Consider the following 26,007-nt stretch of genomic DNA (forward strand, 5'->3'; position numbering starts at 1 on the left):
TCGTCCTGAGCCAGGATCAAACTCTCCATAAAAGAAGAAAATGAATAGCTCATTTCTTGCTGGCATCATTTAAGATGTCAATTTTGAATCCGAAGATTCGAGTTGTTCGTTCACCGACAAGTCTGCTTCAGAACTTTATTTGTTGACGTTTTGCTGTTCAGTTTTCAAGGTTCATGAACGCTCCGTTCAGAAGCGACTTCTCTAATATAACATCTCTCAACTTAAGAGTCAAGCGTTTTTTTTAGAAGTTTTTTAAAAAATATGGAGCGGGTGAAGGGAATCGAACCCTCATCATCAGCTTGGAAGGCTGAGGTTTTACCACTAAACTACACCCGCGTATAATCTTGTATATATGGCGCGCCCGACAGGAGTCGAACCCATAACCTTCTGATCCGTAGTCAGACGCTCTATCCAATTGAGCTACGGGCGCTCTTATTAAAAATATATGGTGCGGTAAAGAGGACTTGAACCTCCACGGGGTTAACCCCCACTAGGCCCTCAACCTAGCGCGTCTGCCATTCCGCCACTACCGCATTATTTGCGACACAACTTATTATACAACTCTCAGCGAGAATGTCAATAGTTTTTTTAGTGAAAATGGTGAGCCATGCAGGATTCGAACCTGCGACCCTCTGATTAAAAGTCAGATGCTCTACCAACTGAGCTAATGGCTCGTTTTATAATGGAAACTATATAGAACTTATATGTTCTATACTTTCGTGAATAAAACTTCTTGGTGTTGAATTTCGGTTTTAGTTGCTCAGGTTAGCTGATTTATTAAAACCTTTTTGTTTAGCTTTACTTATAGCATTAGCTAATTTATTAAAACCTTGTTTGTTTGGCTTTGCTTATAGCATTAGCTAATTTATTGAAACCTTGTTTGTTTAGCTTTACTTATAGCACTAGCTAATTTATTAAAACCTTATTTGCTCCTAATACCTTGCGGTATTACTCGCAAAACTTTTTTAACGTGAAGCGTTAAAAAAGTTTGGCTGGGGTAGCTGGATTCGAACCAACGAGTGACGGAGTCAAAGTCCGTTGCCTTACCGCTTGGCTATACCCCAACGATCCATCAACAATACAAATGCTATTCGCTACTCTTTTAATGTAGTCATAAAATCAAATGTTATACATAAAAGTTGGTGACCCCTACGGGATTCGAACCCGTGTTACCGCCGTGAAAGGGCGGTGTCTTAACCGCTTGACCAAGGGGCCATTTTAGAATTTATTTGTTTGTCGAATGTCGTCGTTCCTAATCGACTTTTCCTATTATAGAGACCTCACGTTCATTCGTCAACACTTTTCATGTATTTTTTTCTATGAAATTTAAAACAACCTTGCAAAACCCTTAAAACAAAGGTTTACAAGGTTGTTCGTACTCATTAAATTCCGGTGATTTGCCCGCCGCATTTCCCACATCTATACTTTCGAACTTCCATTCTTCGTCTTCGTTCATACACCAACTTACAGGATCTACACTGGTAAACGTGAACCTTTTTAGGTTTGTCGTCTTTCATTCCTAACGGTTTACAATACCTTGGAGAATCTGTTTCTTGAAGCAGCTGTTTAAAATCTTGATCTCCATGGCGATACCCTTTCCCCTCTTGATGCAAATGGTAATGACATAATTCGTGTTTAATGATGCCGATTAATTCATCTTCATCATAAAGTTGAAGTACTGTCGGATTAATTTCGATTGAACCTTCTCGTAATTTATAACGGCCACCCGTTGTGCGTAACCGCGCATTAAAGCTCGCGACATGTAAGAAGGGTTTGTTAAATGTATCAATTGAGATGCGTTCGACGAGTTGTTGGAGTTCGTCCCTCTCCATCTTCACTCCCACCTCGCGCTTTTATTTTCCCGCTGGCGGAATCATCGTCAGCGAGATTCTTCCTTTTTGCTTGTCTACACTTTCCACCCATACGGTGACAATGTCGCCTGATGCGACCACATCAAGTGGATGTTTGACGAAGCCTTTCTTTAGTTTCGAGATATGGACTAACCCGTCTTCCGATACACCAATGTCTACAAAAGCTCCGAAGTCTACAACATTGCGGACAGTTCCTTGCATTTCAATTCCTTCATATAAGTCTTTAATGTCTAAAACGTCAGCTTTCAATAGCGGTTGCGGATAATCTTCCCGCGGGTCGCGATTTGGTCGTTGAAGGGTGTCGATTATATCTCGTAATGTGACTTCACCAATGTCTAGCTTCGCAGACAATTCTCGAACATCTAACGACGCCAATGCTTCGACGGCTTCTGGTTTACCGATTGTATTTTTGTCTACTTGGGCAATAGCAAGAATTTTTTCCGCTGTTTCATAACTTTCTGGATGGAGACCTGTTGAATCAAATCGATCATCCGCCTCTGGAATACGCAGGAAACCAATGGCTTGTTCATATGTTTTCGCACCGAGTCTTGGGACTTTCTTTAACTGCGCTCGCTTTTTAAATAATCCTTGCTCTTCACGTGCTTTTACAATATTTTCAGCTACTGATTTTGATAAGCCGGCTACATATTGCAGCAACGATGATGACGCTGTATTCACATTGACACCGACACGGTTTACTGCCGTTTCGACGACGAATGAAAGTGATTCTGACAACTTCTTACGAGCGACATCATGCTGATATTGGCCGACACCAATCGATTCCGGATCAATTTTAACAAGCTCAGATAATGGATCTTGAAGTCTCCTTGCAATGGAAACAGCACTTCTTTGTTCAACTTGCAAATCCGGAAATTCTTCGCGTGCTTGGGCGGAAGCTGAATAGACACTTGCCCCTGCTTCGTTCACAATTACATAGGAAACAGGTTGTTTGGATTCTTTAATACACTCTGCAATGAAACGTTCAGTTTCCCGGGATGCTGTACCATTCCCAATTGCGATGATTTGAATCGAATATTTTTTTAGCAACGACAAGATCGTCGCTTTTGACGCTTCAGTATTCGGCTTCGGAGGATGCGGATAAACAACCGATACCTCGATCATCTTTCCTGTCTCATCGATCACCGCCAGTTTGCAACCTGTACGAAATGCAGGATCGACACCTAAGACCATTCTTCCTTTTAAAGGTGCCTGCAACAATAAGCTTTTCAGGTTCTCAGAAAATACATGGATTGCTTGCGTTTCCGCCTTTTCTGTCAAGGCGGTTCGTATTTCCCGTTCAACAGATGGTGCGATTAACCGTTTAAATGCATCTTCTGCAGCTTCTTTCACTTGTGTAGCAGATGGTGCGTGCTGTTTAATAATGAACTGCCGCTCGATTCCCGTAACAATCCGCTCTGCAGGAAATGCAATTCCTACACGCAGCACTTCTTCCTTTTCACCACGGTTGAGCGCTAAAACTCGATGAGGAACAACTTTCTTTAGCGGTTCTTCATAGCCGTAATACATTTCATAAACGCCCCGTTCGTCTTGTGCACCTTTCCGCATGGATGAGGTAAGTTGACCGTCTTTCCACGCAAGCTTTCTGACGAGATCACGAATTTTCGCATCATCTGCAATGCGCTCTGCGATAATATCGCGTGCACCCGTTAGCGCTTCTTCGACTGTCGTAATATTCTTCTCTTCATTAATAAACTTCTTAGCAAGCACTTCCGGCGATTCAGGTCCAAACTTCAATAACTGATCTGCTAGCGGTTCCAAGCCACTTTCAATTGCAATCATGGCACGGGTCCGTCTCTTCTGTTTATATGGGCGATACAAATCTTCAAGTCTTTGAAGGATTGATGCGTTTTGAATTTCTTTCTTCAAATCGTCCGTCATCTTCCCTTGTTCTTCTATTAAACGGATAACTTCTTCTTTACGTTGCTCAAGTCCTTTTTCATAATGATAGGCATCCTCGATTTGTTTAATTTGCACTTCATCAAGAGAACCTGTCACTTCTTTTCGGTAACGTGCGATGAACGGCACTGTATTTCCTTCGTCAAGTAGCGCAATAACGTTTGCTGTTTGCACTGTACTAATCGACGCCCTTTTGGCCGTCGCCTCAATAATCTTTTTAACCATTGTTTTCATCCTTTCTTCCGATAACAACAGTTTACCATTTTTATTCATGCGAACCTATTGAAGTTACATGATCAAAGCACAAAAAAACCCGCTTCAATTATTGAAGCAGGCATCCAGCTATAAATGTAGCGTCATCACCTGGGTCGATCGTTTTTTCAACTTGGTTATACAGTTCTCGAGCATTTGCGCTTTGTTTCAAACTCGCCTTCGGACTATTTAACGTGACACCGTCGGAATGCAGAAAAAACAGATCACCAATCGAATACTCATACTTTTGTGTTTTAACCTTTTGAGGTCTGCCTGATAAATACCCCATCACAGGAAGAGGATAAATCATTTTTTCACGGCCATGTAAAATGTATAACCTGACATTGCCGATACAACTGTATTCAATTGTACCTTCGTCAAAATTCACCCGAACAATTGCTACGGCTGCACCACGTTTTTGAACCATATGCTCGTTGCAACGATTTAACAGTTCATCAAGTGATTCGTGATGATATTCCGCTAACACTTGTGGGATAATTTCAGCGGATTGGCGGGCTACAATCCCATTCCCTAACCCATCTGCTATGGCACATATGAAGTAATCCTTCTCAGCATGTATATAGTAAGTATCTCCTGATTCCGAGTTCCCACGTTTAGCTGCGTTATAAATGTATGCTTCAACATATTCATTAATAAATTCTTCCACTACGAAGCACCACCTGCCGTCAGTATGGCTTCTTGGAGTTTCTTGATAGCCTTTCTTTGCAATCTGGATACATGCATTTGCGAAATGCCCAGTCGCTCTCCCGCTTCTTTTTGACTCAGTTGCTCGATGTATGTATATTGAATGATCTGTTTTTCCCGTTCTGACAATACACTGAGTGCATTTGCCACCACAAGACGGTGATCTGTTCGTTCAAATCCATCATCTGCTTCGCCAATAATATCAAAGAGGGTAACTGTTCCGCCTTCAGAATCCGCTTCAAGCGTATGATCCATGGAGAGTGCTTGATAACTTCTACCCATTTCCATCGCTTCGAGCACTAGTTCCTCTTCTGTCTCCAAGTATTCCGCAATTTCGCTGACATATGGAGAACGCTGCAATTCTGTCGTCAAAATTTCTACGGCAGACTTAATCTTGGGACCAAGTTCTTTAATACGTCGCGGCACGTGGACTGCCCATGTTTTATCACGCAGGAACCGCTTAATTTCACCGACAATTGTCGGTACCGCGAACGCTTCAAAACTCCTGCCTAGTTCAGGATCGTATCTTCTGATGGCACCGAGCAACCCAAGCATTCCTACTTGTACGATATCTTCATGATAGGGTTTACCATTGGAATATTTTCGCGCGATGGAGTGTACAAGTCTTTCATAATGAAGCACTAAGTTTGTCTGTGCCTCATCGTCGTTTGTCTCTTGAAATTTCCGGATCCAATCTAATACTTGCTCTTTCGTATCCGGCTTATGAGTTGGCTGTTCGTTTGACATCTTCTTGTTCGCCTCGCTCTCCGCCGAGATGTTTGGTCATAAAGACCGTTACGCCCTCCTCATGGTGAATTTTCACTTCATCCATGAGCGTTTCCATCAAGTAAAGTCCTAGACCCCCTTCACGGAGGAAGCGCTCTTCAGATGCATCGCTATATGGTCCGACATGTTTTTTAGTTTCCTCAAAATCAAAACTTGAACCATGATCTGCAATCATGATTTCCAAGCGCTCTTCGTACATTGCACATCCAACAACTACTTCGCCTTCTTGTCCGTCTTGGTATGCGTGCTGGACTGCGTTTGTAATTGCTTCACTAGATGCAATCTTTAAGTCTTCAATATCATCGTATGTGAATCCGAGACGACTCGCAATTCCGGAAATCATCAAACGGGCAACACCGATATATTGCGTTTTTGCAGGTATCTTAATTTCGATATAATCATAATGTTGCATTGTTGTCCTCACTTTCCTTCACTTCAATATCGATAATTTCACTTAAACCTGTAATTTCAAATAGACGGTGCAATCGTCTGTTCAATCCTGTAATCTTTACGTGACCACCATTGCTTGTTACCGCCTTATAAAATCCAACAAAAACACCTAGACCTGTACTATCCATATAATCCACTTCCGATAAGTCCAGTTCGGCAATCAAACCTTGTGTATTTTCAACTGTTGCTAACCGTTCTTTCAGCACTGGTGCAGTGTAAGCATCTATTTCTCCTACCACTTTAAAATATTGCACACTATTTTTCTCCAATGACTCAACTTGTAAATTCATAACTCGCACCCCGACTCTCTAAATTCTATTGGATACTATTCCTACCTTATTGAATACCCAGATCTTCAATTTTCAAACCTATTCTAGTTCTTTTTTGAAAATCACAATAGTAAAGTCGTCACTTAACCTGAACTCTTGCATTCCGCCAATTTCGTTGTACAGATGCTCTGCCATTTGTTGAGCTGGAAGATTTTTCACATCCACCAATAATCGTTGGATGGTATCCATCTCTACAAAGCCCTCTTCAGTCCGAGATTCTGTTACCCCATCCGTCATCATGACAACAAAGTCCCCAGCTTTTAATGGAATGGACCGTTCTTCATAATAAGCGTCCTTTTTCACACCGAGCAAAAGGCCTTTAGCGTCCAATTCAGCAAAACTGCTTGTTGCACTATCAAAATACAAGGCAGGTTCATGGCCAGCTGAAGCATAATGGAAATGCCCATTCGTACTATCAAATTTCCCATAGAACATCGAGATGAACATGGAATCATCGACACCTTTTTCGACGATCCTGTTGACTGTTTCCAATACATTACGAGGACTCGAATTCTCAAATTGGAGACCATCCATCCCGAATTTAATCATCGACATGCATAGCGCAGCAGGAATCCCTTTGCCCATAACATCAGCAACTGCAACGCTTGAAGCGTGTTCTTGATTCAAGAAATAAATGTAATCACCATTCATCTGTTGGGCAGGTTTTGAAACCCAACCAACATCCAATCCACGCACATTTGGACTGGTAGTTTTTAGTAATGTATCTTGAACTTTCGTTGCGACGTTCATTTCCATCTGAATCGCTTCTTGTTTTCGCACGAGACTTTGATGCTCTCGAAGGGTCAATCCGTAATGAATCATCATTTCAATCAAGAAATCGAAAGAATCCCATACTTGCTTTCGTAAGTGTGGATGCAATTCATACAATGCGTTCTTATGAATGCTAATGACATCTTCAGGCGCTATATTTTTTTCAATAAAGCGCCTGCTGAATTGTTGGCCTACGTAGAGGTCCTCTTCACTTTGACTTTCCAAGTATTTTTTCATAATTTCTTTATATTGCACACCGACTTCTTGAGGCATGTTCTACCCCCTCCCTTAATGGAGCCATTTAGTTGTAGTGATAGTTGTCCCTTCCCCTACTTCCGAGACAACTTTAAATTCATCCATCAGCCTTTTTACACCAGGCATCCCTGCACCGAGACCGCCAGACGTGGAATAACCATCTTCCATCACTTTACGCAAATCCGCGATTCCTGGTCCTTCATCTGAAGCGATGATCTTAATACCAAAAATACCACCTTCAGAAACTCTCTCAATTTCAATTTTGCCTTGTCCGGCATATAAATAAATGTTTCTCGCTAGTTCACTGATCGCTGTTGTAATGCGCGCCTGGTCAACAGTCCCGAAACCGGCCTTCTTTGCTTCGTTACGTCCTAACTGTCTTGCAGCAACGATATCCCATTCCGTAATAATCTCTACAGAAGACCTACAGTTCATGGTCAGGCCTCCAATTCTTTAGTTAATTTATCCAAACCGTTTTCTAGATCGAGAGCCGTCATGACATTATTTAATCGGATTCCTAGTTCAATCAATGTAATCGCAACGGCTGGCTGTATGCCAGTAATAACGACTTTCGCGCCCATTAAGCCAGTCATATTGATGACGTCGCCTAACACTTTTGCGATAAAGGAATCAATAAAGTCTATTGGCGTTAAGTCAATGACAACGCCAAGTGCTGAAGTTTCATGCATTTTATTCAAAAGATCCTCTTGAAACTGGATTGCTGTTTGGTCATCTAATTCCCATTGAATGGACACGATAAGGACTTGGTTCAATTTTAAGATTGGAATACGTGTTTTCATTGTGCTTCCACCTCCACAATTGCACGATTTGTCATTGCCAATGCTGCTTGCATGCCGCGTTGCAATGTACTTTTTGTAGTGAATTCTTGCAAGTTAATACCAAGAGCAACAATCGTTTGTGCGATTTCAGGACGTATGCCGACAAGCATGCATTTCGCTCCGACTAACCGAACTGCATCTGCTGCTTGAATGATATGGTGAGCTACCATCGTATCGACTACAGGAACCCCTGTTATATCCAATAAAACAACTTCCGCTCGTTGACTGACAACGCCTTCCAGCAGGTTTTCCATGATCAACTTTGCTCGTTCCGTGTCAATTGTACCGACTAAAGGCATGACAGAGATTTTCTCCACAACCGGTATTAACGAAGCGGAAAGTTCTTGTAACGCAATTTTTTGCAAACTGACCGTCCGTTCCCATTCAGAAGAATAGGCATCGATAATACTTTCCCGTAGAGGGTCAATCCAATTTGAGAATAACGTGATGAAACCTCGCAAGTTCTCATTTGTAATAATCTCGTGCTCTTCCAACAGTTCAAAGACGACATTTGAAAAGTTATCAATTGCTTTGTTTACAAATTTAATAGCCCAACCAAACCGGACGATTTTTTCTGTGAAGTCATTGATTTTGTCAGCGTCAATTGTCGCTTTTTCTTGAATATTAGTGGTCATTAACTCTGCAAATTCACGACTTGTTTTCTCCACTAGATGTTCGGGCATGAAATGGAAGAATCGTTCCCCTTTTTCTTCTTTCATCCGCTTAATCCATCTTTCTATTATTTCATCCATATGTTGATTGATGCTATTGACCATGAGTGTGTTCATACGTCCCTGTGCCTCCTCAAAATAAAATTCCTGTTATCTATTGTACCTAAAAAAGACAAAGGAAACATCTATTAGGGTCACTATACAGAAAAAACACCCCGGAATAAACTATTCCGAAGTGCTTTTACACTATGTATTCTAGAATTTGACTAAACCAAAACTGATTTCAAGTGCCTCATCAACCCGCTCCATCAATGATTCATCCAAATGGGTAATTTTATCTGTAAGCCTTGACTTGTCGATGGTGCGGACTTGTTCGAGCAGGATGACAGAATCCCGCTCGAACCCGTATCGCTCCGCAACGATTTCAACATGTGTCGGCAATTTTGCTTTTTGGATTTGGGCAGTGATTGCTGCAACAATCACTGTGGGGCTAAACCGGTTACCAATGTCATTTTGAATAACAAGTACCGGTCTCGTCCCTCCCTGTTCGGAACCAACGACAGGTGACAGGTCTGCAAAAAAGACGTCTCCACGTTTTATTGCCAACTTTTCATCCTCCGCTTACGAGACGTTCCATCGTATGCTGGGCTTCGAGCTCCGCATGCAAACATTCCTTTGCAATTCTTAAGTTGATTTGCGACATTTCAACGTAGCCGACCATCATCGCTTCACGGATGTTAACCGCTTCATGACTCGTCACATACCGCTTTGTTGAAACATAAACGAATTCTCCACGCTCCGGCTCCAGATGGACGGTCGTATGTTCAATTTCATTTACTATTTCTTTGGGCATCTTATCAATGATTTTTCTGACGTTTTTCTCTCGCATTTCTAGCACCTCCGACAGACCCCGTTCCCTCGATCGATTCTATTCCAATCTATCTTACCATTGAAGTTCGACAATGAGAAGACATAGTAGGATTTTTATTGACAAGAATCTTCAAATTTTGTGGTCATTTGTCGAAAGGCGGAACAGTAATCATCATAACCATTCGAGGTTCAATATATTCTCGGTACTCGTTTTGACATGGTCACCGCTATTTCGTATGGGATTGTTCCTAATCGGAGTGCCCATTCTTCCATTGTGATCTCTTCCTCACCTTGCACACCAAGCAACGTCACTTTCTCTCCGATTGGCAGTTCCCTCGGCAACTTCACCATGCATTGATCCATACAAATCGTTCCAACAATCGGCATCCGTTCACCAGCAATGAGCACTTCTTGGCCCCGTAAACCTCTTTTTAACCCATCTGCATAACCAATTGGGATGGTTCCAATCCACTCGCCTTCTGTCGTTTCATACGTACCTCCATAACTAATACGATTACCTTTTTCCAAGTATTTCACATAAGCAAGTTCTGTTTCCAATGTAAAGGCTCTGTGTAACCGAAAAGGTAATTTAGATTCGACAAAACTCGATGGTGCAATCCCGTATAAGCTAATGCCAAAGCGGACAGCATCCAATGCATACTCCGGATATAAAAGCGTTGCTGCACTGTTTGACGCATGGACAATTGGCGGTTTTTCCGGAAATGCCGCCACTAACGCCATAAACTTTTGAAATTGCTCAATTGTCGGTTCAGCATTCTCTTCATCCGCACAAGCAAAATGCGTGAATACCCCTTCCACTAAAATGGAACTAGATTCATGAACGACTTCAATAATTTCCTTCAGTGCACATTCGTCCCGAAGACCGATGCGCCCCATGCCACTATCAATTTTCACATGAATGTTCAGTGGTATTTCGGATTGGGTACCGTAAACAGCTGCTCGCAGCCACTTTGCATCGGATACCGTAACGCGAATATCCAATTCCACCGCTTTTTCCGCGAATTCAACCGGAGAAGGACCCATCACCAAAATTGGCGAAAGGATCCCTCCTTCCCTCAGTCGAATCGCTTCATCTGGCGTTGCCACTGCTACCATCATTGCTCCCGCTTCAATAGCAGCTTGTGCCACTTCAACCTCACCGTGGCCATAGCCATCTGCTTTCACAACAGCTATGACCCCAGTTTGGTCAGGTAAATACTGCTTGAGATTCTGCAGGTTTTCTTGTATCGCGTTTAGCTGAATCAACGCTCTTGTTGGTCGATAGTTCATGATGTGCTCCATTGCTATCCCTCGATTAGATACTATTTTCTATATTATCAATCTTAGGACCATGCTACGTCAAATAATGTTATTTACTGTCTTCCGCAACCATTGAAGAAGCTACTTCAATTAGTTCCTCTGGCGTTAATGTTGACGAGGCAACAAAGAACGCTATGCCGTCCTGCTCCCAACGAATTGAGTTATCTGTCAGTGCCGCTACTGCGAATCCTAGATCGACCGGATCTCCTTCAACGGATACTTCCATTTGCATTTCCGGTGTCTCAGCAGGCTCTTGCACAACAACGAATTCCTTGCTACCGCCACCGAATGTCATGAAGGATCTTGTTCCATTCTCCACATCGACAGTACTTTCTTCTAATACAGTCCCTTCCCAGCTGAGGTTCGGGTAAAACTTCTTCAGGCCTGTTTCATCGCCTTCTTCAGTGGACTGTGGTTTTTTCTCTTTTTGTATGTCTTCCATCTTGACGTCATAATCAGAAGCTTTATGCTCCACACCTAATGTGATTTTCTTAAAGGTCACCCGAATTTTCTCTTCATTGTTTTCATCCATGACAGAAACGTGTTTTGGCAGCAAAGTTTTCTTGTCGACATGAATTTGTTGGGTAGGCAAGACTTTTTTGTGGTTGTTACGGGAAGCCGTTTCAAACACATACGTCTTATCCTTTTCTACCATTGTCGAATTTTTATCCGCTTTAATGTCATCGGATAACGTGCCGATTAAGTACGGCATACTGTTTTGTGTCGGCCAATCGCTTTGGAACTTATACGTTTTTCCAAGAGACGGTGTAATAACGAATACCCCTTCTTCATTTCGCACAATCATTTGGGACTCTTCCGTACCACCTTGTGTCACATTCACTTTGTAAAAGTCAGGCTTCGTGTGCCATACGGTAACATCATACATCCTTGGTTCTGAACCAGTTTTGATCTCCATCGTCGCTTGCAACTCATACCCTTCCGCCTCGTTCCATTTACCACTGAGCTTTTTCATGACATTCTCTTTTGAAGGTGTTCCACAAGCTGCAAGAAGTGCCATGATTGCAACTAACATAAAAACAAAAATTCGGCTGCGCATTCAGTTCATCCTTTCTCATTTCAATCGGGTAGGTCATCTTATGAGAGTGGACAGTCAATTATGCGAGCTTGTTTCACTTCCGTGAATTATTTCAGCAAAATCACTTGTGCTGCAGCAACTGTTGCCGTATGGGTAATTGAGACAAACCCCGTCACCTCCTGATTGCGGAAAAATAGAACGGGTTTCCCTAAAGAATCTTTTAAGATTTCAATTTCACTAAATGCGCATTCACTTCCAATCCCGGTACCTTTCGCTTTGGCAAACGCTTCCTTTGCTGCGAATCGCCCTGCTAAAAATTCAACTTTCCGGTGTGGTGAATATGCCGCATAAAGAGCAATCTCTTTTGGGGTTAAAATCCGCTCACGGAACTTAGCGGACTTTTCGTCCAATCGGGCAATCCGTTCCAACTCTACAATATCCAGTCCAATTCCTTCGATCATATTAACAACTCCATTTATTGGTCACTTTCACTTCTTCTTGTGATAAAAAATCTGTATAATGAATGTAAAGGTCAGGTGAAAAAATGTTTATTCGCACAGAAAGTTTTTCTCAATACATTCGACGTTATCCTTTTGTAACCGCAATTATCGTGCTCAATATCCTTGTGTATATCATTACAGGATTGCCAATCCGCCAAAGTAGCGAATTGTACTTTTTAGGTATGGGCTATAACCCACTAATTGCAGATGGAGAATGGTGGCGCCTTCTCACACCGATGTTTCTACACTTCGGCATTACGCACCTTCTCTTTAACATGTTTTCCTTGTTCATATTTGGCCCTGAGCTCGAACGAGTTGCTGGCAAAGCAAGGTTTTTAACGATTTATCTTTTGTCTGGCGTTTTTGCCAATATCGCTTATTTCTTTTTAGGCGACTCCAGCATTCCACATGTCGGAGCAAGTGGTGCAATTTACGGGATTTTCGGTGCTTTCGGTGCATTGATCTATTATACGAAAAAAGCACTTCCTCAATTGCGCCAAATTATGTTGCCCATTATTATCATTAGCGTCATCATGACGTTTTTACAGCCAAACGTCAATATTATCGGTCACATCGCAGGTCTCGTCGTCGGATTCCTCATCGGGTTAAGCTATTTTCATCCAAAAAGAATTATTAGCTGGCGATAAAAAAAGGTGGAGCGGGAATGTTATTCTCTCTCCACCTTTTTCTTTATCTACTTTCCGCGTCCACAACTTCTACTTCTTTTGGCAACTTCCCTTTTTCATACCACAATAAAATGCTCTCCGCGGCTTCCACGTCCATATGTTGCACATTCGCGCTGTATGAACCTAATCCAGATTTCACGTTAGACACGATTGTTGCAACGCCTTTCCGCTGATGAAAATAACTTTGCTTCATGTCCATTGATTGAATCCGCTTTTTCATCATATATGCTGTTTGCAAACTGATGCCTCGAAAACGCATCGTCAATTGGTGATCAATGATGTCATAGGCCGCCGAGCGATGTTGCCACATACCAAGTGCCAATACCGCTGGAACAATCGCCAGTGAGAACAATCCATACGGGAAAAAGAAATAGATAAGTGCGCCGATGACAGGCGCCATCCATAGGAAGTCAATCCGGTAATAGAACGGCCTTCCCTTCAAGCTCAATTTATTCCGCGGCTCTTTCACATGGAGCTCAGGGAATATTTCCTGTAAATGGTGTTCCACTTCTTTCTTTTTAATGAGCGGGAATAAATGAATTTTAGAGCTTTCGCTTATGCCGCCCCCTGCACTATGAATTGTCACAGTCGCGTACCCGAAAAGTTTGCGCAAAGGGTTTTCGACTACGACAACCCCTTGGATTCGTTTCAACGGGACCGTCACCCTTTTTTTCTCCAACAAACCTCTTGTAATGATGATATCTTCCTTATCCATCGAAACGGTAAAGTTATAATGAGATAAAAACGTCATCCCTACTGACAAAATCCATACGCCCAGTAATCCGAGGAAGACAACAATGGCGACAATGAGTACACCGAACTTAATGAACTCTGACACTTCTTCAAATACACGCTCATACGGCAACAACTCACCAAACTGGGACAGGAAGATCGCTGCACCCGACAGAATGACACCGATTCCCCCGGATGTAGTAGCCAGAACGAGCAAATCCTTTGTCGTCATCGTGAAGAGTTGACGCAATGCCGATGTCTCTTCTTCAACCGGTGAGTCTACAAGTAGTTCTTCTCCTTCAGCAACCGCTTCACGAGGCGCGTGTTTCTTCCGTTTCTTCGCATCCGCCATTTCTATTTCAATCTGTTTCGCCGCTTCTTTTGTAATGGCAGTCAATTCACCTTCAGCTTGTTTTGCAGTGGAGCTGCCAGCCGTCTCCACTTTCACTTTCACCAGTCCGAATGGTCGATGAAAAATCCCTTCGGTATAGTCCAAACTTTGAATACGGTCAAACGGAATGTAGCGCTTCTTTTTGACGAAGAGCCCCGATTCTATTCGAAGTTCATCGTCTTCGAACCAATAGACAAATCGCCTCCATTTAATCACACCACTGATGAATAACAAGATGATGAGCGCTCCAAATATGATGAATGATAAGTAATCTACATACCACAGCCCTGTTCCGCCGTCTTTCCAACCATTTGCAAAGACAAGCACGATAAGTGGTAAAATTGCTTCTTTCATCGTTTTTAACATTTCAATAATTGCAGATACCCAGTGAAGCTTATAACGTTGCTGTTCAGACATCGTCTTCCGCCACCCTTGCAAGCACCGAAATCCTGCCTCGCAATTCATCAGCTTCAACCATGATGAGTGCGGGAATTGTATGCACTGTTGCCGCTGTCGAGATGGATATTTCAGCTAATCCGTATTTCCGGAGAATCGGTCCTTGTGATGTATCGACATGCTGGACTCGAACCATCGGAATGAGCGTTCTTTTCACAACAAAGAGTCCGTGTTGCAGTTCAATTTCCGACTCACGCACTTCGTAACGCCAACGCATCCATCTTACTTTCGGGAATAACAAAATCATGAAATACGCAAAAACGATGAGGACACCCACTTCTATTAGGTAAATCCACCAAGGCCAGTCAAATATGTATACAAGTACTCCACCACCGATTGCGACGAGCGCTAAAATGATCGTTTGAATGATGCCATATAGACGCCACACTTTTAACCCTTTCGGAGAAATCCGATTAGCAGGTTGTGCTCTCATAGAGCCGACACCCCTTTCTATCTTTCTATTGTATACGTAGCGCAAAGAATAATGTTTCGTTTTTCACAAAAAAACCTTGGGAGAGTGTGTACACTTCTCCCAAGGTTCTTGAATATTATCTATCTGATTTTCCTCTTGAACGGTCTCTACGGTTTCCACCTTCACGGTTTCCACGACGAGAACCGCCGCTACCATAACCACGTCCGCCCCCGAAGGATCGACCGCCGCCACGGCTACCTTTGTAACCACCACGATCACGGGATTGCGTTTTGCGCGTAGGCAATGGACGCTCTTCCGTAATTTTCACTGGTGTATCATCCGGCTCGTTCGTTAATGCACGAATCGCTGCCGCCACGATATCTTTTGCTTCGAAGTTTTCAAGAAGCTCAGCCGCTAATGGCAAGTAGTCATTTAATTCGTTTTTCGCAAGAACTTCTTTCAACTGCTCCATCGCAACGCGTTGTTGACCGATCAAAGCCTCGTCCTCTGTTGGTGGTTGTAGTGGTGTCATACGCTTTTTCGTTGTTTCTTCAACAACACGTAAATACCCCATCTCACGTGGCGTTACAAAAGTAACTGCCATTCCACTCTTACCCGCACGACCTGTACGGCCAATACGGTGTACGTAGCTTTCAGGGTCTTGTGGAATATCAAAGTTGTAAACATGTGTTACGCCAGAAATATCCAAACCACGAGCAGCAACGTCAGTCGCCACTAATACATCAATTTTATTTTCTTTGAATTGACGAAGAACTGACATACGTTTCGCTTGCGTCAAATCACCATGAATGCCTTCTGCAAGGTATCCACGAATGCTTAATGCGTGAGAAAGCTCATCGACACGACGTTTTGTACGTCCGAAAACGATTGCCAATTCCGGCTGGTGAACGTTCAATAGACGGGAAAGCACGTCAAACTTTTCTCTTTCATGTGCTTTTACGAAATATTGGTCAATGTTTTCTACCGTCATCTCTTTGGACTTGATTTTTACGATTTCTGGATCTTTCATGAACGTTTCTGCAATTTTACGGATTGCTGGAGGCATTGTAGCCGAGAACAAGAGCGTTTGGCGCTCAGCAGGTACAGCAGCCAAAATCGTGTTAATGTCCTCAATGAAGCCCATGTTCAACATTTCATCCGCTTCGTCCAATACAAGTGTTTGAACGTTGCTTAACTTCAATGTTCTACGATTAATGTGGTCTAAGATACGTCCTGGAGTCCCAACAACGATTTGCGGGTTGTTGCGTAAAGCTCGAATTTGCCGACCAATTTCTTGGCCACCATACACAGTCAATACACGAGCGCGTTTTCCGTATCCAATTTTATATAGTTCTTCAGATACTTGAATCGCCAATTCTCGTGTAGGCGCGATTACAAGCGCTTGAACGGACGGGTTGTTTACATCGACTTTTTCAATTAGCGGAATACCGAATGCAGCTGTTTTTCCTGTTCCGGTTTGTGCTTGACCAATTACATCTTTACCTTCCATACCAAATGTAATTGTGCTTTCTTGAATAGGTGTCGCTTCTTCAAATCCCATACGCGTTAGAGCGTTTTGTGTAGACTCACTAATATTAAGTTCTGAAAATTTCGTCAAACTTCTCAATCTCCTTTGGTTTCTTCATTTAGCAATTGGTTACATTTGCAAATGAAAGCACGGCAAATTCGAGCCTTTAACTTCTATGGGAACGTTTCCGATATTTTTGCATACTCTGGAGTGGGCAGAAGCTCTTCATCGAACTTCGTATAAAATCAGAGGTTATAGTTGAAAAGGAAGCTGGTCTTTGCCGATCGATTCATCCCTGTGATTAGGTGAAAAATCGTTTTATTCAAAAAAAAGTACTCTTCGCCACCGGAAGAGTCTCGTGTAAATGTATCCAATACTCATAGTAGTTTACCATGTCTGCGGACCATCCGCAATGATATAGCATTAATAGTAATAATCAGATTCCTGTCTTATTCCTGACACATAAACGTGTACACTTTCGTAAACCAATCTTGGCAATCATCGCTATAACAAATGTGATGTTTTCCTTTATCTGAAACGATCAATTGCTTTTTGGACGAGCCTAGCGCTTTAAGGAGATGGTCTCCAGTAGCGAAAGGAACAATCCCATCTTTTTTCCCTTGAACGACACAAACAGGCGTCGTCACTTTTGAATAATACGGCTCCACCATCTTCACAAGACGTAGAAACTCCTTTGTTGCATGGAGTGGCGTATGCCGTAATTTGTATTCATACAAGTGATAAAATGTGTTCGGCGGGTATTTCTTCGTCACCGATTCCGCTAGCATGATTGCAGCATCTTCGATGAGAATTTTCGGGCTAATGTATTTTGCAGCTGCACTTAATAGGACAAGTTTATCGATTGGATAGCGTAACGCCAAGTAGATTGCAATGAGCCCACCCATTGAGAAACCGACAACAATTACCCGATCCACTTGTTTACGTAACTTGTTCAGCGCAAGTTCTGCTTCCATCATCCACGATTCCGCCGAAACGTTCTTCAAGTCCAGCGGGAAATCATGGCCAGGTAAAACGGGTACTGCTAGCGTCCAGTCCGTCAGATCCTTCAAATAATTCATAAACGGTCGGACTTCAAAAGGTCCGCCGGTGAATCCATGAAGAAAAAGGACACCCGTTTTCATTGCTTTTCTAATGCCTTTACGATTGTTTCAAGCGCCATTCCTCTTGAGCCTTTGAACAATACAATCGATTGTTCATCTGTTAAGGATTGCAGCTTCTCAATTAATGGTTCATATTGGTTTTCTGACCAAACTACCGTTGTTTGTTCCCCGTTATTTTGCAGCTCTTCATATAGCCATTTCATTCGCGGACCATATAGAAGGATTCCTTCAAGTTCTATTGTGCGTAACTGTTCTGCAATTGATTCGTGGTAATGACGTTCATTGTCACCAAGTTCAAGCATATCACCCAATACCGCCCATTTTTTAGAGCGCAGGGATGTTTCGTGTAAAAACTGCAATGCTGCCTGCATAGATGTTGGTGCAGCATTGTATGCATCATTGATGAGAAGCGCTCCGTTATCCGCTACGATTGGTTGCATCCGCATATCCGTTAGTTTGGACTGCATGAGCGCAGAAGCAATTTGTTTACCGTCTAGCCGCAACTCGTTTGACACCAAAATTGCCGCCAATGCATTTTTCACTTGGTGTGCACCATACACAGGGATTGTAAAACTGCCGCTAAGTACTCCAGCGACGGTAAATTGACTGCCGGTATCACCAGAAATGATTTCTGTAATAGCTAGATCATTTGATTGTCCGTATCCAAATGACACCGCTTCTAGTTCTGGTGTTTGGTCAACAAGCGTTTGCAACAACGGTTCGTCACCGTCATAGAAAAGCTTTCCGCCTTTCTGCAAGCCATCGATAATTTCAAATTTCGCCTTAGCGATGCCTTCACGAGAACCTAAATCTTGCAAATGGGCTTCGCCAATATTTGTAATGACTACATAATGCGGCTCTGCCAAGGTGGATAGAAAGGAGATCTCTCCAAAATCACTCATACCCATCTCCAAGACCGCAATTTCCGTATCTTCCTTTAAATTGAGGATTGTTAACGGTAGCCCTAATTCATTGTTAAAATTCCCTTCCGTTTTTTGCACATTAAAATACGGTGCAAGCGCACTAGCCATTAAATCTTTCGTCGAAGTCTTTCCATTTGAACCGGTAATTCCGATGAACTTACACGTCAATTCTTTCCGAAAAGCGCGTGCAAGCTGTTGAAGTGCCTGTTCAGGATCGTCAACGAACAGGAGTGGGATTGTAGTCGGCGCATTGGGTTCGTCTTTCATCCATAACGCGGCAACCGCACCTTTTTCAATCGCTTGTTGCACATATTGATGGCCGTTCACTTGCTCTCCACGAAACGGAATGAACAAATCACCAGGTGATACCGTTCGTGAATCAATGGATGCACCTGTAACGAGAACATCATCCATTAATTGTCCTTCTGCTTGAAGCCAACCAGCTAATTCAGTTAAACGTCTTTTCACGGTTCATCACACTCAATCCATTGTATATTGTATTTTTTTCTTTTCTTCATGGCGCTCAATCGCCAGTTCGATTAACCGATTGATCAATTCCGGATACGACAGACCAGAATGTTGCCATAATAACGGGAACATACTCGTTGGCGTAAAGCCAGGCATCGTGTTCACTTCATTGATGAGCACTTCGTTTTGTTCGGTTACGAAGAAATCAGCACGTACTAGTCCTGCACAATCGAGCACTTTGAACGCACGGATTGCCATCTCTTTAAGCGTTTTTTCCACGCCATCTGTGACAGGTGCCGGTATTAACAACTCCGTACTGCCATCTTGGTATTTCGCTTCATAGTCATAAAACGCGGCGACAGGTTTAATTTCTCCAAGGACGGAACAGCTTGGTTCATCGTTCCCTAATACACTTACCTCAACTTCACGTGCTGTAATCCCTTGTTCCACAATAATTTTACGATCAAATTTCAAGGCGAAATCGACCGCTTTTACAAGGCTGTCGTGGTCGACTGCTTTGCTAATGCCAACACTTGAACCGAGATTTGCAGGTTTTACGAACATTGGGAACGACAACTCTTGCTCCATTTTATCAATCAACAATTGTCGGTCTTTTTGCCATTGTGTACGAATGAAGTGCACGTAAGGAACTTGTTTCAAGCCGACATGTGCAAATAGCTGTTTCATGACGACTTTATCCATACCTGCCGAAGAGGCAAGTACTCCGTTTCCGACATACGGTATATTCATCACTTCAAAAAAGCCCTGAACCGTACCATCCTCTCCATTCGTTCCGTGCAATAAAGGAAGAATGATGTCAGGTGTTCCATTGTTATTTAAAAAGTCCTGAATGCTATCAGGCTTAGATTCGTCACGTGTTAAACGCAACTGTTCAATCGTTTCAGCCGGACCTGCTAATGCTTCCCCTTTTCTCCACTCACCATCGTATGTTATATATACTGGAATCACTTCGTATTTACGATAATCAATTGCATGTGTCACAGCTCTTGCTGTCGATAGGGATACTTCATGCTCAGCGGATTTCCCACCATATACTAACCCTAGTTTTCTTTTCATCTAGATCCCTCGCTCACATTAGATTTCATTCTTTCAGTTTACCATGAAAACCATTGCTTCTCGACAAATTTCCCCTCAGTGAACAGATCGGAAGTTTTCTAAAAACACCATACGATTGCTTTTTTAAATTCAAGATGTATCTTTCAAATGGATAGCTACGTGCATTGTCTGTCGGCAACCTTCTACGATGGAATGCGTCAAGTAGGAGACAGGTACCTCTCCTTGTTTCCTGTATACTTACATTTCAAGAGCCCTTTATAAGTATGTGTATGCACATTGTAAACATTATTTCCAAGTCACTTTTTCATCACTGTGGGCGTGTGAACTCTTTTTTCCGCGTATCGTGCACACATCGACTCCCTACTTTGGATTCATCCTACTTTGATTCGTAATAAATGCGTACAAACGACACATTATCCGTTATAATAGTCATTGGTTTCTACAAAACTAACACTAACTGTTAAATAGGTGAATTGAATGAAAATAGATCAGAAACCTGTAGAACGTTTTGACTGGACACTTGCATTCATATTAATGCTGTTCGGCGTCATTAGTATTATTGCAATCGCCTCTGCTCAAACTACAGGACAATACAAAACGAACTTTATACCTTCTCAAATCCAATGGTATGTTGTAGGCTGTGTCATCATCGCGATTACGATGTATTTAGAACCTGAACAATATAAAAAAGCTGCATGGATTATTTATGGAGGCGGGATTTTACTCTTATTCACGTTGTTCATATTACCTGACAGTTTATCAATTGTTGAGCCTCGTAACGGAGCGAAAAGTTGGATTCACATACCAAAACTCGGTAGTATCCAACCCGCTGAATTCATGAAAACGTTCTTCATTATCGGGTTAGCGCGTGCTATCACAAAGCATCACGAGCGATATGTGGAGAAGACCATACAAACTGATTTTCTCTTACTTGGAAAAATTGCCGTCATTCTCTTCATCCCGTTATTCTTCATAATGCAGCAACCCGATTTAGGAACAAGTTTAGTGTTTATTGCTATCACGATTGCGTTAATCATTGTTGCCGGGATATCATGGCGCATAATATTACCGATTTTCACTGGAACGGCTGCGCTTGGATTGACTTTATTATGGATGGCTTTGTATGCACAGGAGTTTCTCGCGAAATTTGGGGCGAAACCCTATCACTTTGAGCGAATTTATTCTTGGGTGGACCCCTATTCGTACGCTTCAAACGAAGGCCATAACTTGATCAGTTCGTTAAACGCTATCGGTTCGGGCGAGATTTTCGGGAAAGGATTCCAAGGACGTGAAGTATATGTGCCTGAAAGCCATACCGATTTCATCTTTAGTACAATCGGGGAAGACTGGGGTTTCATTGGGGCAAGTCTTGTCATCTGTCTTTATTTCTTCCTAATCTATCATATGACGAAAATCACATTAGAATTAAAAGATATGTTCAGTACGTATATTTGTGCGGGTATTATCGCTATGATTACTTTTCATGTGTTCGAAAACATCGGCATGACGATTCAACTGTTGCCGATCACTGGTATTCCATTGCCTTTCATCAGCTATGGCGGAAGTTCACTGATGGGGAACATGCTTGCAATCGGCCTCGTTTTTAGTATGAAATTCCACCATCGGACGTATATGTTCAGTTCAGATGATGAGGATTAATTGAACGCTCACACCGCTCACTGGTGTGAGTGTTTTTTTCTCTTCAAAATAGTAACTGGCGAAACAGTCATAAATCATGGCAGCTGTAGAATACAATTGGACAAGCACCTTCTTACATTAGAAAAAAAAGAAAAGCTCCCGACGTTATGTGGGAGCTTTCCGTTATGACTGTATTTGTGGGTCACTTGCAGGTGGCGCGAGGGCTTTCAGCATGTCTAGACGGGATTTCGTTGCAGTTGCCGAAACACCCAACTTCGCCAAGTTGGAGATGATTTTCTTTAAATCAACTTTCTCGTTCGCCATCTATTCCACCTCGACCTTTCTATATGTTGTTGACGTAATTGTGCAATGGAAAGTTTCAATATGGTTAAGAAATTCATTCCATTCTTCATCTATACACATTATACCACTCCTGTCCACTTTTAAATCTTTCATTTATGTTACAATTATAGATTTTTTGTAAATACTTTATACACATTCCGTAAAATACCACTTCATGTTTTTTATTTGCCCAATTGTTTCGCTCATCAAACGCATTGAACAGAAATTAGTAAAACTTATTTTTACTATGCGTTTGTCTCGGTTGACATACCCCTTATAGGTATATTATGATGCAAGTAGTGGAGGAGGCATGAGTTTGACGAAAGATCTGATGAACAATGATAGTACGTTAGAAGAGTCCTGCAGAAAAAGTCATCATCCCGATAGTGTGAAGACGAATTTAATCCATCGCTTGAATCGAATCGAAGGACAGATTCGAGGCATTAAAGGGATGGTTGAGACAGATGTTTATTGTGATGATATTATTACCCAATTGTCTGCGACTCAATCAGCACTTAATAGCGTTGCTAAAGTTCTACTGGACGGCCATCTAAAAGGCTGTGTCAAAGATCGTCTAGCAGAAGGCGATGATGAAGTGCTGGATGAACTGTTAATTACGATGACAAAATTGATGCGAAAATAAGGAGGAACTTATTCATGGCAGAAAATACAGTATTACACGTAAAAGGTATGTCTTGTGGACATTGCGTAAAAGCAGTGGAAGAGAGTGTCGGCAAATTAGATGGAGTCAACGCTGTCCAAGTGGACTTAAAAGCGGGAACGGTTGAAGTAACTTTCGAACAAGGTCAAATTAGTGTAAAAGAAATTACGGAAACGATTGAAGACCAAGGATACGATGTTGCCTAACTGCGGATTTCCGCAGTTTCTTTCGCGCTCCAACATACCCCCTACCCCTATATTAGTTTGTTAGAAAGAAGGTGTTGTCATTGACTGAAGTGAAAAAAGACATTGCGATTACGGGCATGACTTGTAGTGCATGTGCGAATCGGATTGAGAAAGGGTTGCAACGCTTGGATGGTGTGAAGTCCGCCACTGTAAATTTTGCTACTGAAAAAGCAGCTGTTTCATTCGATACGGAGTTAACCGATAGCCAAGCAATTCAAGAAAAGATTCGTTCACTCGGATATGATACCGTAAAAGAAGAAGTTGATTTACAAATTTCAGGAATGACTTGTGCTGCCTGTTCGACACGGATTGAAAAGGGATTATCCCGAATGGAAGGCGTGCAAAAGGCAGCAATTAACTTGGCATTGGAGACTGGCAAAGTCGAGTATGATCCAACTGTCATTCGTTCAGCTGAAATTATTGATAAAATTAAGCGTTTAGGCTATGACGCTGCATTGAAAAACGAAATTCCCGAAGGCTCAGAGGATCATCGCCAAAAAGAGATTAAGCAGAAGACACGCCTCTTTTATGTTTCCGCTCTCCTCTCCTTCCCTCTTCTTTGGACGATGTTCGCTCATTTTTCATTTACGTCATGGATGCCTGTTCCAGACTGGCTCATGAACCCCTATGTACAATGGTTCTTAGCTACTCCCGTCCAGTTTGGCATTGGGTGGATTTTCTATGAAGGAGCATACTTTGCACTGCGCAATAAAAGCGCAAATATGGATGTGCTTGTCGCACTCGGAACATCTGCAGCATACTTCTACTCTGTCTATTTAGTGTTAATCGACTCGACGCATGGCCTTTATTTTGAAACAAGCGCCGTTTTAATTACACTGATTTTACTTGGAAAATTGTTTGAGGCGCGTGCAAAAGGCCGTTCGTCAGATGCGATAAAAAAGCTTATGGGCTTACAACCTACGATGGCGCTCGTTGAAAAAGATGGAAGTGTTGTCGAAATTCCAATTGGGGATGTACAAATCGGGGATATTCTCGTCATCCGCCCAGGGGCATCCATTCCGGTCGATGCTGAGGTCGTATCAGGTGAATCTGCCGTAGATGAATCAATGCTTACAGGAGAGAGTCTTCCAGTGGAAAAAACAGTTGACGATGTTGTCTACGCCGCAACTGTCAATGCAAACGGTTCTTTAAGAGTTCGTGCAAGTAAGATTGGAAAGGACACAATGCTATCGACGATTATTCGTGTTGTCGAAGAAGCACAGGGGTCTAAAGCACCCATTCAACGACTCGCCGATCAAATATCAGGCGTATTTGTACCGATTGTTGTCGGGATTGCGGTTGTCACTTTCCTCGTTTGGTATTTTGCCGTGACACCTGGTGATTTTGCTCAAGCGTTAACAGCAATGATTGCTGTATTAGTCATTGCTTGTCCATGTGCGCTTGGTTTGGCGACACCGACTTCCATTATGGCGGGTTCTGGGCGCGCGGCTGAACAAGGGGTTTTATTCAAAACGGCTGAAGCGATGGAACAGACGAAAGCGATTGACACAGTCGTATTGGATAAGACCGGAACAATAACAAAAGGTGTACCTGAAGTAACGGATTTTCTCGTTGCGCATGGCAGAGACAAGGACCGTCTTGTTGCGTTAGCGGCAGCAGCAGAAAGTGATTCAGAACATCCTGTCGCAAAAGCAATTACTTCTTTTGGATTGGATACAGTTGGTGATATTCCAAATGTTGAAAAGTTTGAAGCGATACCAGGTCACGGTATTTATAGTGTCGTCCGTGGTTCGACTGTTTGGATGGGAACGCGGAAACTGTTAGCGGATCAGGCAATTGAGATGGACCCTTCAATTTCTGATGCAGCCCCATTGGAAAACGAAGGGAAAACCGTCATGTATATGGCCATGAACGGCGTGCACGTTGCAACAATCGCTGTTGCCGATACGTTGAAAGAGACGTCAAAACAAGCGATTCAGGAACTGCATGCGTTAGGGCTCAATGTGATCATGTTGACAGGCGACCAAGAAAGAACTGCTAAAGCGATTGCCGCTATGGCAGGTGTGGATCACGTCTACGCAGGTGTTTTGCCGGAGGGTAAAGCGGAAATTGTCGCCTCGTTGCAAGCTGAAGGAAAGCGTGTCGCGATGGTCGGTGACGGGATCAATGATGCCCCTGCACTCGCCGTTGCGGATATCGGCATGGCGATGGGCACAGGAACAGCGGTTGCCATGGAAGCGGCTGACGTCACTTTAATGCACGGAGATTTACTGCGTGTGGCGGATACGATTCGCATGAGTCGTTTAACAGTGAAGAACATTAAACAGAACTTGTTTTGGGCGCTCGCTTATAATTCAATCGGTATTCCGATTGCCGCCGCCGGTTTATTGGCACCATGGGTAGCAGGTGCAGCGATGGCATTCAGTTCCGTATCGGTTGTCTTAAATGCATTGCGTTTGCAACGTGTGAAATTGAGATGATGAAGATGACATCCCCTTGCCGGCTTTATTGGTGAGGGGATTTTTTTTGGTGGAGTTATGCGGCATTAGAGCGAAGTTATGCGGCGTTTCAGCGAAATATGCGGCGTTTGAGCGAAGTATGCGGCATTTGGCAGAGTTATGCCGCGTTTCAAGGAAGTATGCGGCGTTTAGCGGAGTTATCGACGCATGAGTCGGTGACGTACAATAGTCTGTGTAAACACAAAAAAGATAGGGCATCCTCAAGGTTAATCACTACAAAAACCAAGGAGGATGCACTATCTATGTCTAGTATAATCGATAATCTCTTTTCTAAT

27 protein-coding genes and 6 tRNA genes are annotated in these 26,007 nt (G+C 42.7%); 5 read left to right on the forward strand and 28 right to left on the reverse strand.

Going from position 1 to position 26,007, the window contains the following annotated elements; translation table 11 throughout:
* Positions 1–262: 262 nt before the first annotated feature.
* The 21 genes from QT711_RS18545 to acpS form a co-directional block, all read right to left on the reverse strand.
* A tRNA-Gly gene (locus QT711_RS18545) sits at positions 263–336 on the reverse strand.
* 17 nt (positions 337–353) lie between these two features.
* A tRNA-Arg gene (locus QT711_RS18550) sits at positions 354–430 on the reverse strand.
* A gap of 16 nt (positions 431–446) precedes the next feature.
* Positions 447–533, reverse strand: a tRNA-Leu gene (locus QT711_RS18555).
* Between the two features lie 65 nt (positions 534–598).
* Positions 599–674, reverse strand: a tRNA-Lys gene (locus QT711_RS18560).
* A 315-nt stretch (positions 675–989) separates the two neighbouring features.
* Positions 990–1,064, reverse strand: a tRNA-Gln gene (locus QT711_RS18565).
* 76 nt (positions 1,065–1,140) lie between these two features.
* A tRNA-Glu gene (locus QT711_RS18570) sits at positions 1,141–1,215 on the reverse strand.
* A 167-nt stretch (positions 1,216–1,382) separates the two neighbouring features.
* Positions 1,383–1,832: a SprT family protein gene (locus QT711_RS18575; RefSeq protein ID WP_317946733.1), complete on the reverse strand. Its 450-nt coding sequence runs from the start codon at positions 1,830–1,832 to the stop codon at positions 1,383–1,385.
* Positions 1,833–1,853: 21 nt separating this feature from the next.
* The gene (locus QT711_RS18580) at positions 1,854–4,013 is read right to left on the reverse strand and encodes a Tex family protein (protein ID WP_398296381.1); all 2,160 of its coding nucleotides are present in this window, start codon (positions 4,011–4,013) and stop codon (positions 1,854–1,856) included.
* Between the two features lie 97 nt (positions 4,014–4,110).
* Positions 4,111–4,707 carry a PP2C family serine/threonine-protein phosphatase gene (locus QT711_RS18585; RefSeq protein ID WP_317946737.1) on the reverse strand — a complete coding sequence of 199 codons (597 nt, stop codon included), beginning with the start codon at positions 4,705–4,707 and terminating at the stop codon, positions 4,111–4,113.
* Positions 4,707–5,492 carry an RNA polymerase sigma factor SigB gene (sigB, locus tag QT711_RS18590; RefSeq protein WP_317946739.1) on the reverse strand — a complete coding sequence of 262 codons (786 nt, stop codon included), beginning with the start codon at positions 5,490–5,492 and terminating at the stop codon, positions 4,707–4,709. Before sigB ends, QT711_RS18585 begins: the two co-directional genes overlap by 1 nt.
* On the reverse strand, positions 5,467–5,943 hold the full coding sequence (gene rsbW, locus QT711_RS18595) for an anti-sigma B factor RsbW (RefSeq protein WP_317946741.1): 477 nt from the start codon (positions 5,941–5,943) through the stop codon (positions 5,467–5,469). Before rsbW ends, sigB begins: the two co-directional genes overlap by 26 nt.
* Positions 5,930–6,271, reverse strand: coding sequence for an anti-sigma factor antagonist (locus tag QT711_RS18600; protein ID WP_317946743.1), 342 nt, complete (start codon positions 6,269–6,271; stop codon positions 5,930–5,932). The genes rsbW and QT711_RS18600 overlap by 14 nt, the downstream gene beginning before the upstream one ends.
* A gap of 78 nt (positions 6,272–6,349) precedes the next feature.
* A complete protein-coding gene (locus QT711_RS18605; protein WP_317946744.1) occupies positions 6,350–7,354 on the reverse strand; it encodes a PP2C family protein-serine/threonine phosphatase in 1,005 nt (334 codons plus the stop codon).
* A 15-nt stretch (positions 7,355–7,369) separates the two neighbouring features.
* Positions 7,370–7,771: an anti-sigma regulatory factor gene (locus QT711_RS18610; protein WP_317946746.1), complete on the reverse strand. Its 402-nt coding sequence runs from the start codon at positions 7,769–7,771 to the stop codon at positions 7,370–7,372.
* A 2-nt stretch (positions 7,772–7,773) separates the two neighbouring features.
* Positions 7,774–8,136: an STAS domain-containing protein gene (locus tag QT711_RS18615; protein WP_317946748.1), complete on the reverse strand. Its 363-nt coding sequence runs from the start codon at positions 8,134–8,136 to the stop codon at positions 7,774–7,776.
* A complete protein-coding gene (locus QT711_RS18620) occupies positions 8,133–8,963 on the reverse strand; it encodes an RsbT co-antagonist protein RsbRA (protein ID WP_317946749.1) in 831 nt (276 codons plus the stop codon). Before QT711_RS18620 ends, QT711_RS18615 begins: the two co-directional genes overlap by 4 nt.
* Positions 8,964–9,101: 138 nt before the next feature.
* Positions 9,102–9,452 carry a type II toxin-antitoxin system PemK/MazF family toxin gene (locus tag QT711_RS18625; RefSeq protein ID WP_317946750.1) on the reverse strand — a complete coding sequence of 117 codons (351 nt, stop codon included), beginning with the start codon at positions 9,450–9,452 and terminating at the stop codon, positions 9,102–9,104.
* Between the two features lie 4 nt (positions 9,453–9,456).
* Complete coding sequence (locus QT711_RS18630) at positions 9,457–9,735, reverse strand: transcriptional regulator (RefSeq protein ID WP_317946751.1); 279 nt, start codon at positions 9,733–9,735, stop codon at positions 9,457–9,459.
* A 170-nt stretch (positions 9,736–9,905) separates the two neighbouring features.
* On the reverse strand, positions 9,906–11,018 hold the full coding sequence (gene alr / locus QT711_RS18635; RefSeq protein WP_317946752.1) for an alanine racemase: 1,113 nt from the start codon (positions 11,016–11,018) through the stop codon (positions 9,906–9,908).
* A 67-nt stretch (positions 11,019–11,085) separates the two neighbouring features.
* Positions 11,086–12,093: a LolA family protein gene (locus tag QT711_RS18640; protein ID WP_317946753.1), complete on the reverse strand. Its 1,008-nt coding sequence runs from the start codon at positions 12,091–12,093 to the stop codon at positions 11,086–11,088.
* Positions 12,094–12,179: 86 nt separating this feature from the next.
* Complete coding sequence (gene acpS, locus QT711_RS18645; protein ID WP_317946754.1) at positions 12,180–12,533, reverse strand: holo-ACP synthase; 354 nt, start codon at positions 12,531–12,533, stop codon at positions 12,180–12,182.
* Between the two features lie 83 nt (positions 12,534–12,616).
* Between acpS and QT711_RS18650 the strand changes: the two genes are divergently transcribed.
* On the forward strand, positions 12,617–13,219 hold the full coding sequence (locus tag QT711_RS18650; RefSeq protein ID WP_317946755.1) for a rhomboid family intramembrane serine protease: 603 nt from the start codon (positions 12,617–12,619) through the stop codon (positions 13,217–13,219).
* 43 nt (positions 13,220–13,262) lie between these two features.
* On the opposite strand, the gene QT711_RS18655 is transcribed toward QT711_RS18650, so the two are convergent.
* The 6 genes from QT711_RS18655 to QT711_RS18680 all read right to left on the reverse strand — a co-directional run bounded on the left by QT711_RS18655 (position 13,263) and on the right by QT711_RS18680 (position 20,366).
* Positions 13,263–14,798, reverse strand: a complete 1,536-nt coding sequence (locus QT711_RS18655; RefSeq protein WP_317946756.1) for a PH domain-containing protein — start codon at positions 14,796–14,798, stop codon at positions 13,263–13,265.
* Positions 14,791–15,270, reverse strand: a complete 480-nt coding sequence (locus QT711_RS18660; protein WP_317946757.1) for a PH domain-containing protein — start codon at positions 15,268–15,270, stop codon at positions 14,791–14,793. The genes QT711_RS18655 and QT711_RS18660 overlap by 8 nt, the downstream gene beginning before the upstream one ends.
* A 115-nt stretch (positions 15,271–15,385) precedes the next feature.
* Complete coding sequence (locus QT711_RS18665) at positions 15,386–16,867, reverse strand: DEAD/DEAH box helicase (RefSeq protein ID WP_317946758.1); 1,482 nt, start codon at positions 16,865–16,867, stop codon at positions 15,386–15,388.
* 359 nt (positions 16,868–17,226) lie between these two features.
* Complete coding sequence (locus QT711_RS18670; RefSeq protein ID WP_317946759.1) at positions 17,227–17,919, reverse strand: alpha/beta hydrolase; 693 nt, start codon at positions 17,917–17,919, stop codon at positions 17,227–17,229.
* On the reverse strand, positions 17,916–19,289 hold the full coding sequence (locus tag QT711_RS18675; protein WP_317946760.1) for a UDP-N-acetylmuramoyl-tripeptide--D-alanyl-D-alanine ligase: 1,374 nt from the start codon (positions 19,287–19,289) through the stop codon (positions 17,916–17,918). The genes QT711_RS18670 and QT711_RS18675 overlap by 4 nt, the downstream gene beginning before the upstream one ends.
* 12 nt (positions 19,290–19,301) lie before the next feature.
* Positions 19,302–20,366, reverse strand: coding sequence for a D-alanine--D-alanine ligase (locus QT711_RS18680; RefSeq protein ID WP_317946761.1), 1,065 nt, complete (start codon positions 20,364–20,366; stop codon positions 19,302–19,304).
* A gap of 477 nt (positions 20,367–20,843) precedes the next feature.
* Between QT711_RS18680 and QT711_RS18685 the strand changes: the two genes are divergently transcribed.
* Positions 20,844–22,025, forward strand: a complete 1,182-nt coding sequence (locus tag QT711_RS18685; protein WP_317946762.1) for an FtsW/RodA/SpoVE family cell cycle protein — start codon at positions 20,844–20,846, stop codon at positions 22,023–22,025.
* A gap of 162 nt (positions 22,026–22,187) precedes the next feature.
* Here QT711_RS18685 and QT711_RS18690 read toward each other — a convergent pair whose 3' ends face one another.
* Positions 22,188–22,328 carry an Lmo0850 family protein gene (locus QT711_RS18690; protein WP_317946763.1) on the reverse strand — a complete coding sequence of 47 codons (141 nt, stop codon included), beginning with the start codon at positions 22,326–22,328 and terminating at the stop codon, positions 22,188–22,190.
* Between the two features lie 349 nt (positions 22,329–22,677).
* Here QT711_RS18690 and QT711_RS18695 point away from each other — a divergent pair, with 349 nt between their 5' ends.
* The 3 genes from QT711_RS18695 (at position 22,678) to QT711_RS18705 (ending at position 25,693) form a co-directional block, all read left to right on the forward strand.
* Positions 22,678–22,989, forward strand: coding sequence for a metal-sensitive transcriptional regulator (locus tag QT711_RS18695; RefSeq protein WP_317946766.1), 312 nt, complete (start codon positions 22,678–22,680; stop codon positions 22,987–22,989).
* Positions 22,990–23,003: 14 nt separating this feature from the next.
* On the forward strand, positions 23,004–23,213 hold the full coding sequence (gene copZ / locus QT711_RS18700) for a copper chaperone CopZ (RefSeq protein WP_317946764.1): 210 nt from the start codon (positions 23,004–23,006) through the stop codon (positions 23,211–23,213).
* Positions 23,214–23,293: 80 nt separating this feature from the next.
* Complete coding sequence (locus tag QT711_RS18705) at positions 23,294–25,693, forward strand: heavy metal translocating P-type ATPase (RefSeq protein WP_317946765.1); 2,400 nt, start codon at positions 23,294–23,296, stop codon at positions 25,691–25,693.
* The last annotated feature ends 314 nt before the right edge of the window (positions 25,694–26,007 follow it).

The sequence above is a fragment of the Sporosarcina saromensis genome (assembly GCF_033253735.1).
Lineage (GTDB): Bacteria > Bacillota > Bacilli > Bacillales_A > Planococcaceae > Sporosarcina > Sporosarcina saromensis.

Coding starts and splice junctions, on each gene's coding strand:
- alr (WP_317946752.1), bottom strand. CDS start 11,018: ATGGAGCACATCATGAACTATCGACCAACAAGAGCGTTGATTCAGCTA.
- QT711_RS18575 (WP_317946733.1), bottom strand. CDS start 1,832: ATGGAGAGGGACGAACTCCAACAACTCGTCGAACGCATCTCAATTGAT.
- QT711_RS18620 (WP_317946749.1), bottom strand. CDS start 8,963: ATGAACACACTCATGGTCAATAGCATCAATCAACATATGGATGAAATA.
- copZ (WP_317946764.1), top strand. CDS start 23,004: ATGGCAGAAAATACAGTATTACACGTAAAAGGTATGTCTTGTGGACAT.
- QT711_RS18600 (WP_317946743.1), bottom strand. CDS start 6,271: ATGAATTTACAAGTTGAGTCATTGGAGAAAAATAGTGTGCAATATTTT.
- QT711_RS18660 (WP_317946757.1), bottom strand. CDS start 15,270: ATGAGAGCACAACCTGCTAATCGGATTTCTCCGAAAGGGTTAAAAGTG.
- QT711_RS18640 (WP_317946753.1), bottom strand. CDS start 12,093: ATGCGCAGCCGAATTTTTGTTTTTATGTTAGTTGCAATCATGGCACTT.
- QT711_RS18670 (WP_317946759.1), bottom strand. CDS start 17,919: ATGAAAACGGGTGTCCTTTTTCTTCATGGATTCACCGGCGGACCTTTT.
- QT711_RS18580 (WP_398296381.1), bottom strand. CDS start 4,013: ATGGTTAAAAAGATTATTGAGGCGACGGCCAAAAGGGCGTCGATTAGT.
- sigB (WP_317946739.1), bottom strand. CDS start 5,492: ATGTCAAACGAACAGCCAACTCATAAGCCGGATACGAAAGAGCAAGTA.
- QT711_RS18690 (WP_317946763.1), bottom strand. CDS start 22,328: ATGGCGAACGAGAAAGTTGATTTAAAGAAAATCATCTCCAACTTGGCG.
- rsbW (WP_317946741.1), bottom strand. CDS start 5,943: ATGCAACATTATGATTATATCGAAATTAAGATACCTGCAAAAACGCAA.
- QT711_RS18615 (WP_317946748.1), bottom strand. CDS start 8,136: ATGAAAACACGTATTCCAATCTTAAAATTGAACCAAGTCCTTATCGTG.
- QT711_RS18685 (WP_317946762.1), top strand. CDS start 20,844: ATGAAAATAGATCAGAAACCTGTAGAACGTTTTGACTGGACACTTGCA.
- QT711_RS18630 (WP_317946751.1), bottom strand. CDS start 9,735: ATGCGAGAGAAAAACGTCAGAAAAATCATTGATAAGATGCCCAAAGAA.
- QT711_RS18650 (WP_317946755.1), top strand. CDS start 12,617: ATGTTTATTCGCACAGAAAGTTTTTCTCAATACATTCGACGTTATCCT.
- QT711_RS18605 (WP_317946744.1), bottom strand. CDS start 7,354: ATGCCTCAAGAAGTCGGTGTGCAATATAAAGAAATTATGAAAAAATAC.
- QT711_RS18695 (WP_317946766.1), top strand. CDS start 22,678: ATGAACAATGATAGTACGTTAGAAGAGTCCTGCAGAAAAAGTCATCAT.
- QT711_RS18655 (WP_317946756.1), bottom strand. CDS start 14,798: ATGTCTGAACAGCAACGTTATAAGCTTCACTGGGTATCTGCAATTATT.
- QT711_RS18610 (WP_317946746.1), bottom strand. CDS start 7,771: ATGAACTGTAGGTCTTCTGTAGAGATTATTACGGAATGGGATATCGTT.
- acpS (WP_317946754.1), bottom strand. CDS start 12,533: ATGATCGAAGGAATTGGACTGGATATTGTAGAGTTGGAACGGATTGCC.
- QT711_RS18680 (WP_317946761.1), bottom strand. CDS start 20,366: ATGAAAAGAAAACTAGGGTTAGTATATGGTGGGAAATCCGCTGAGCAT.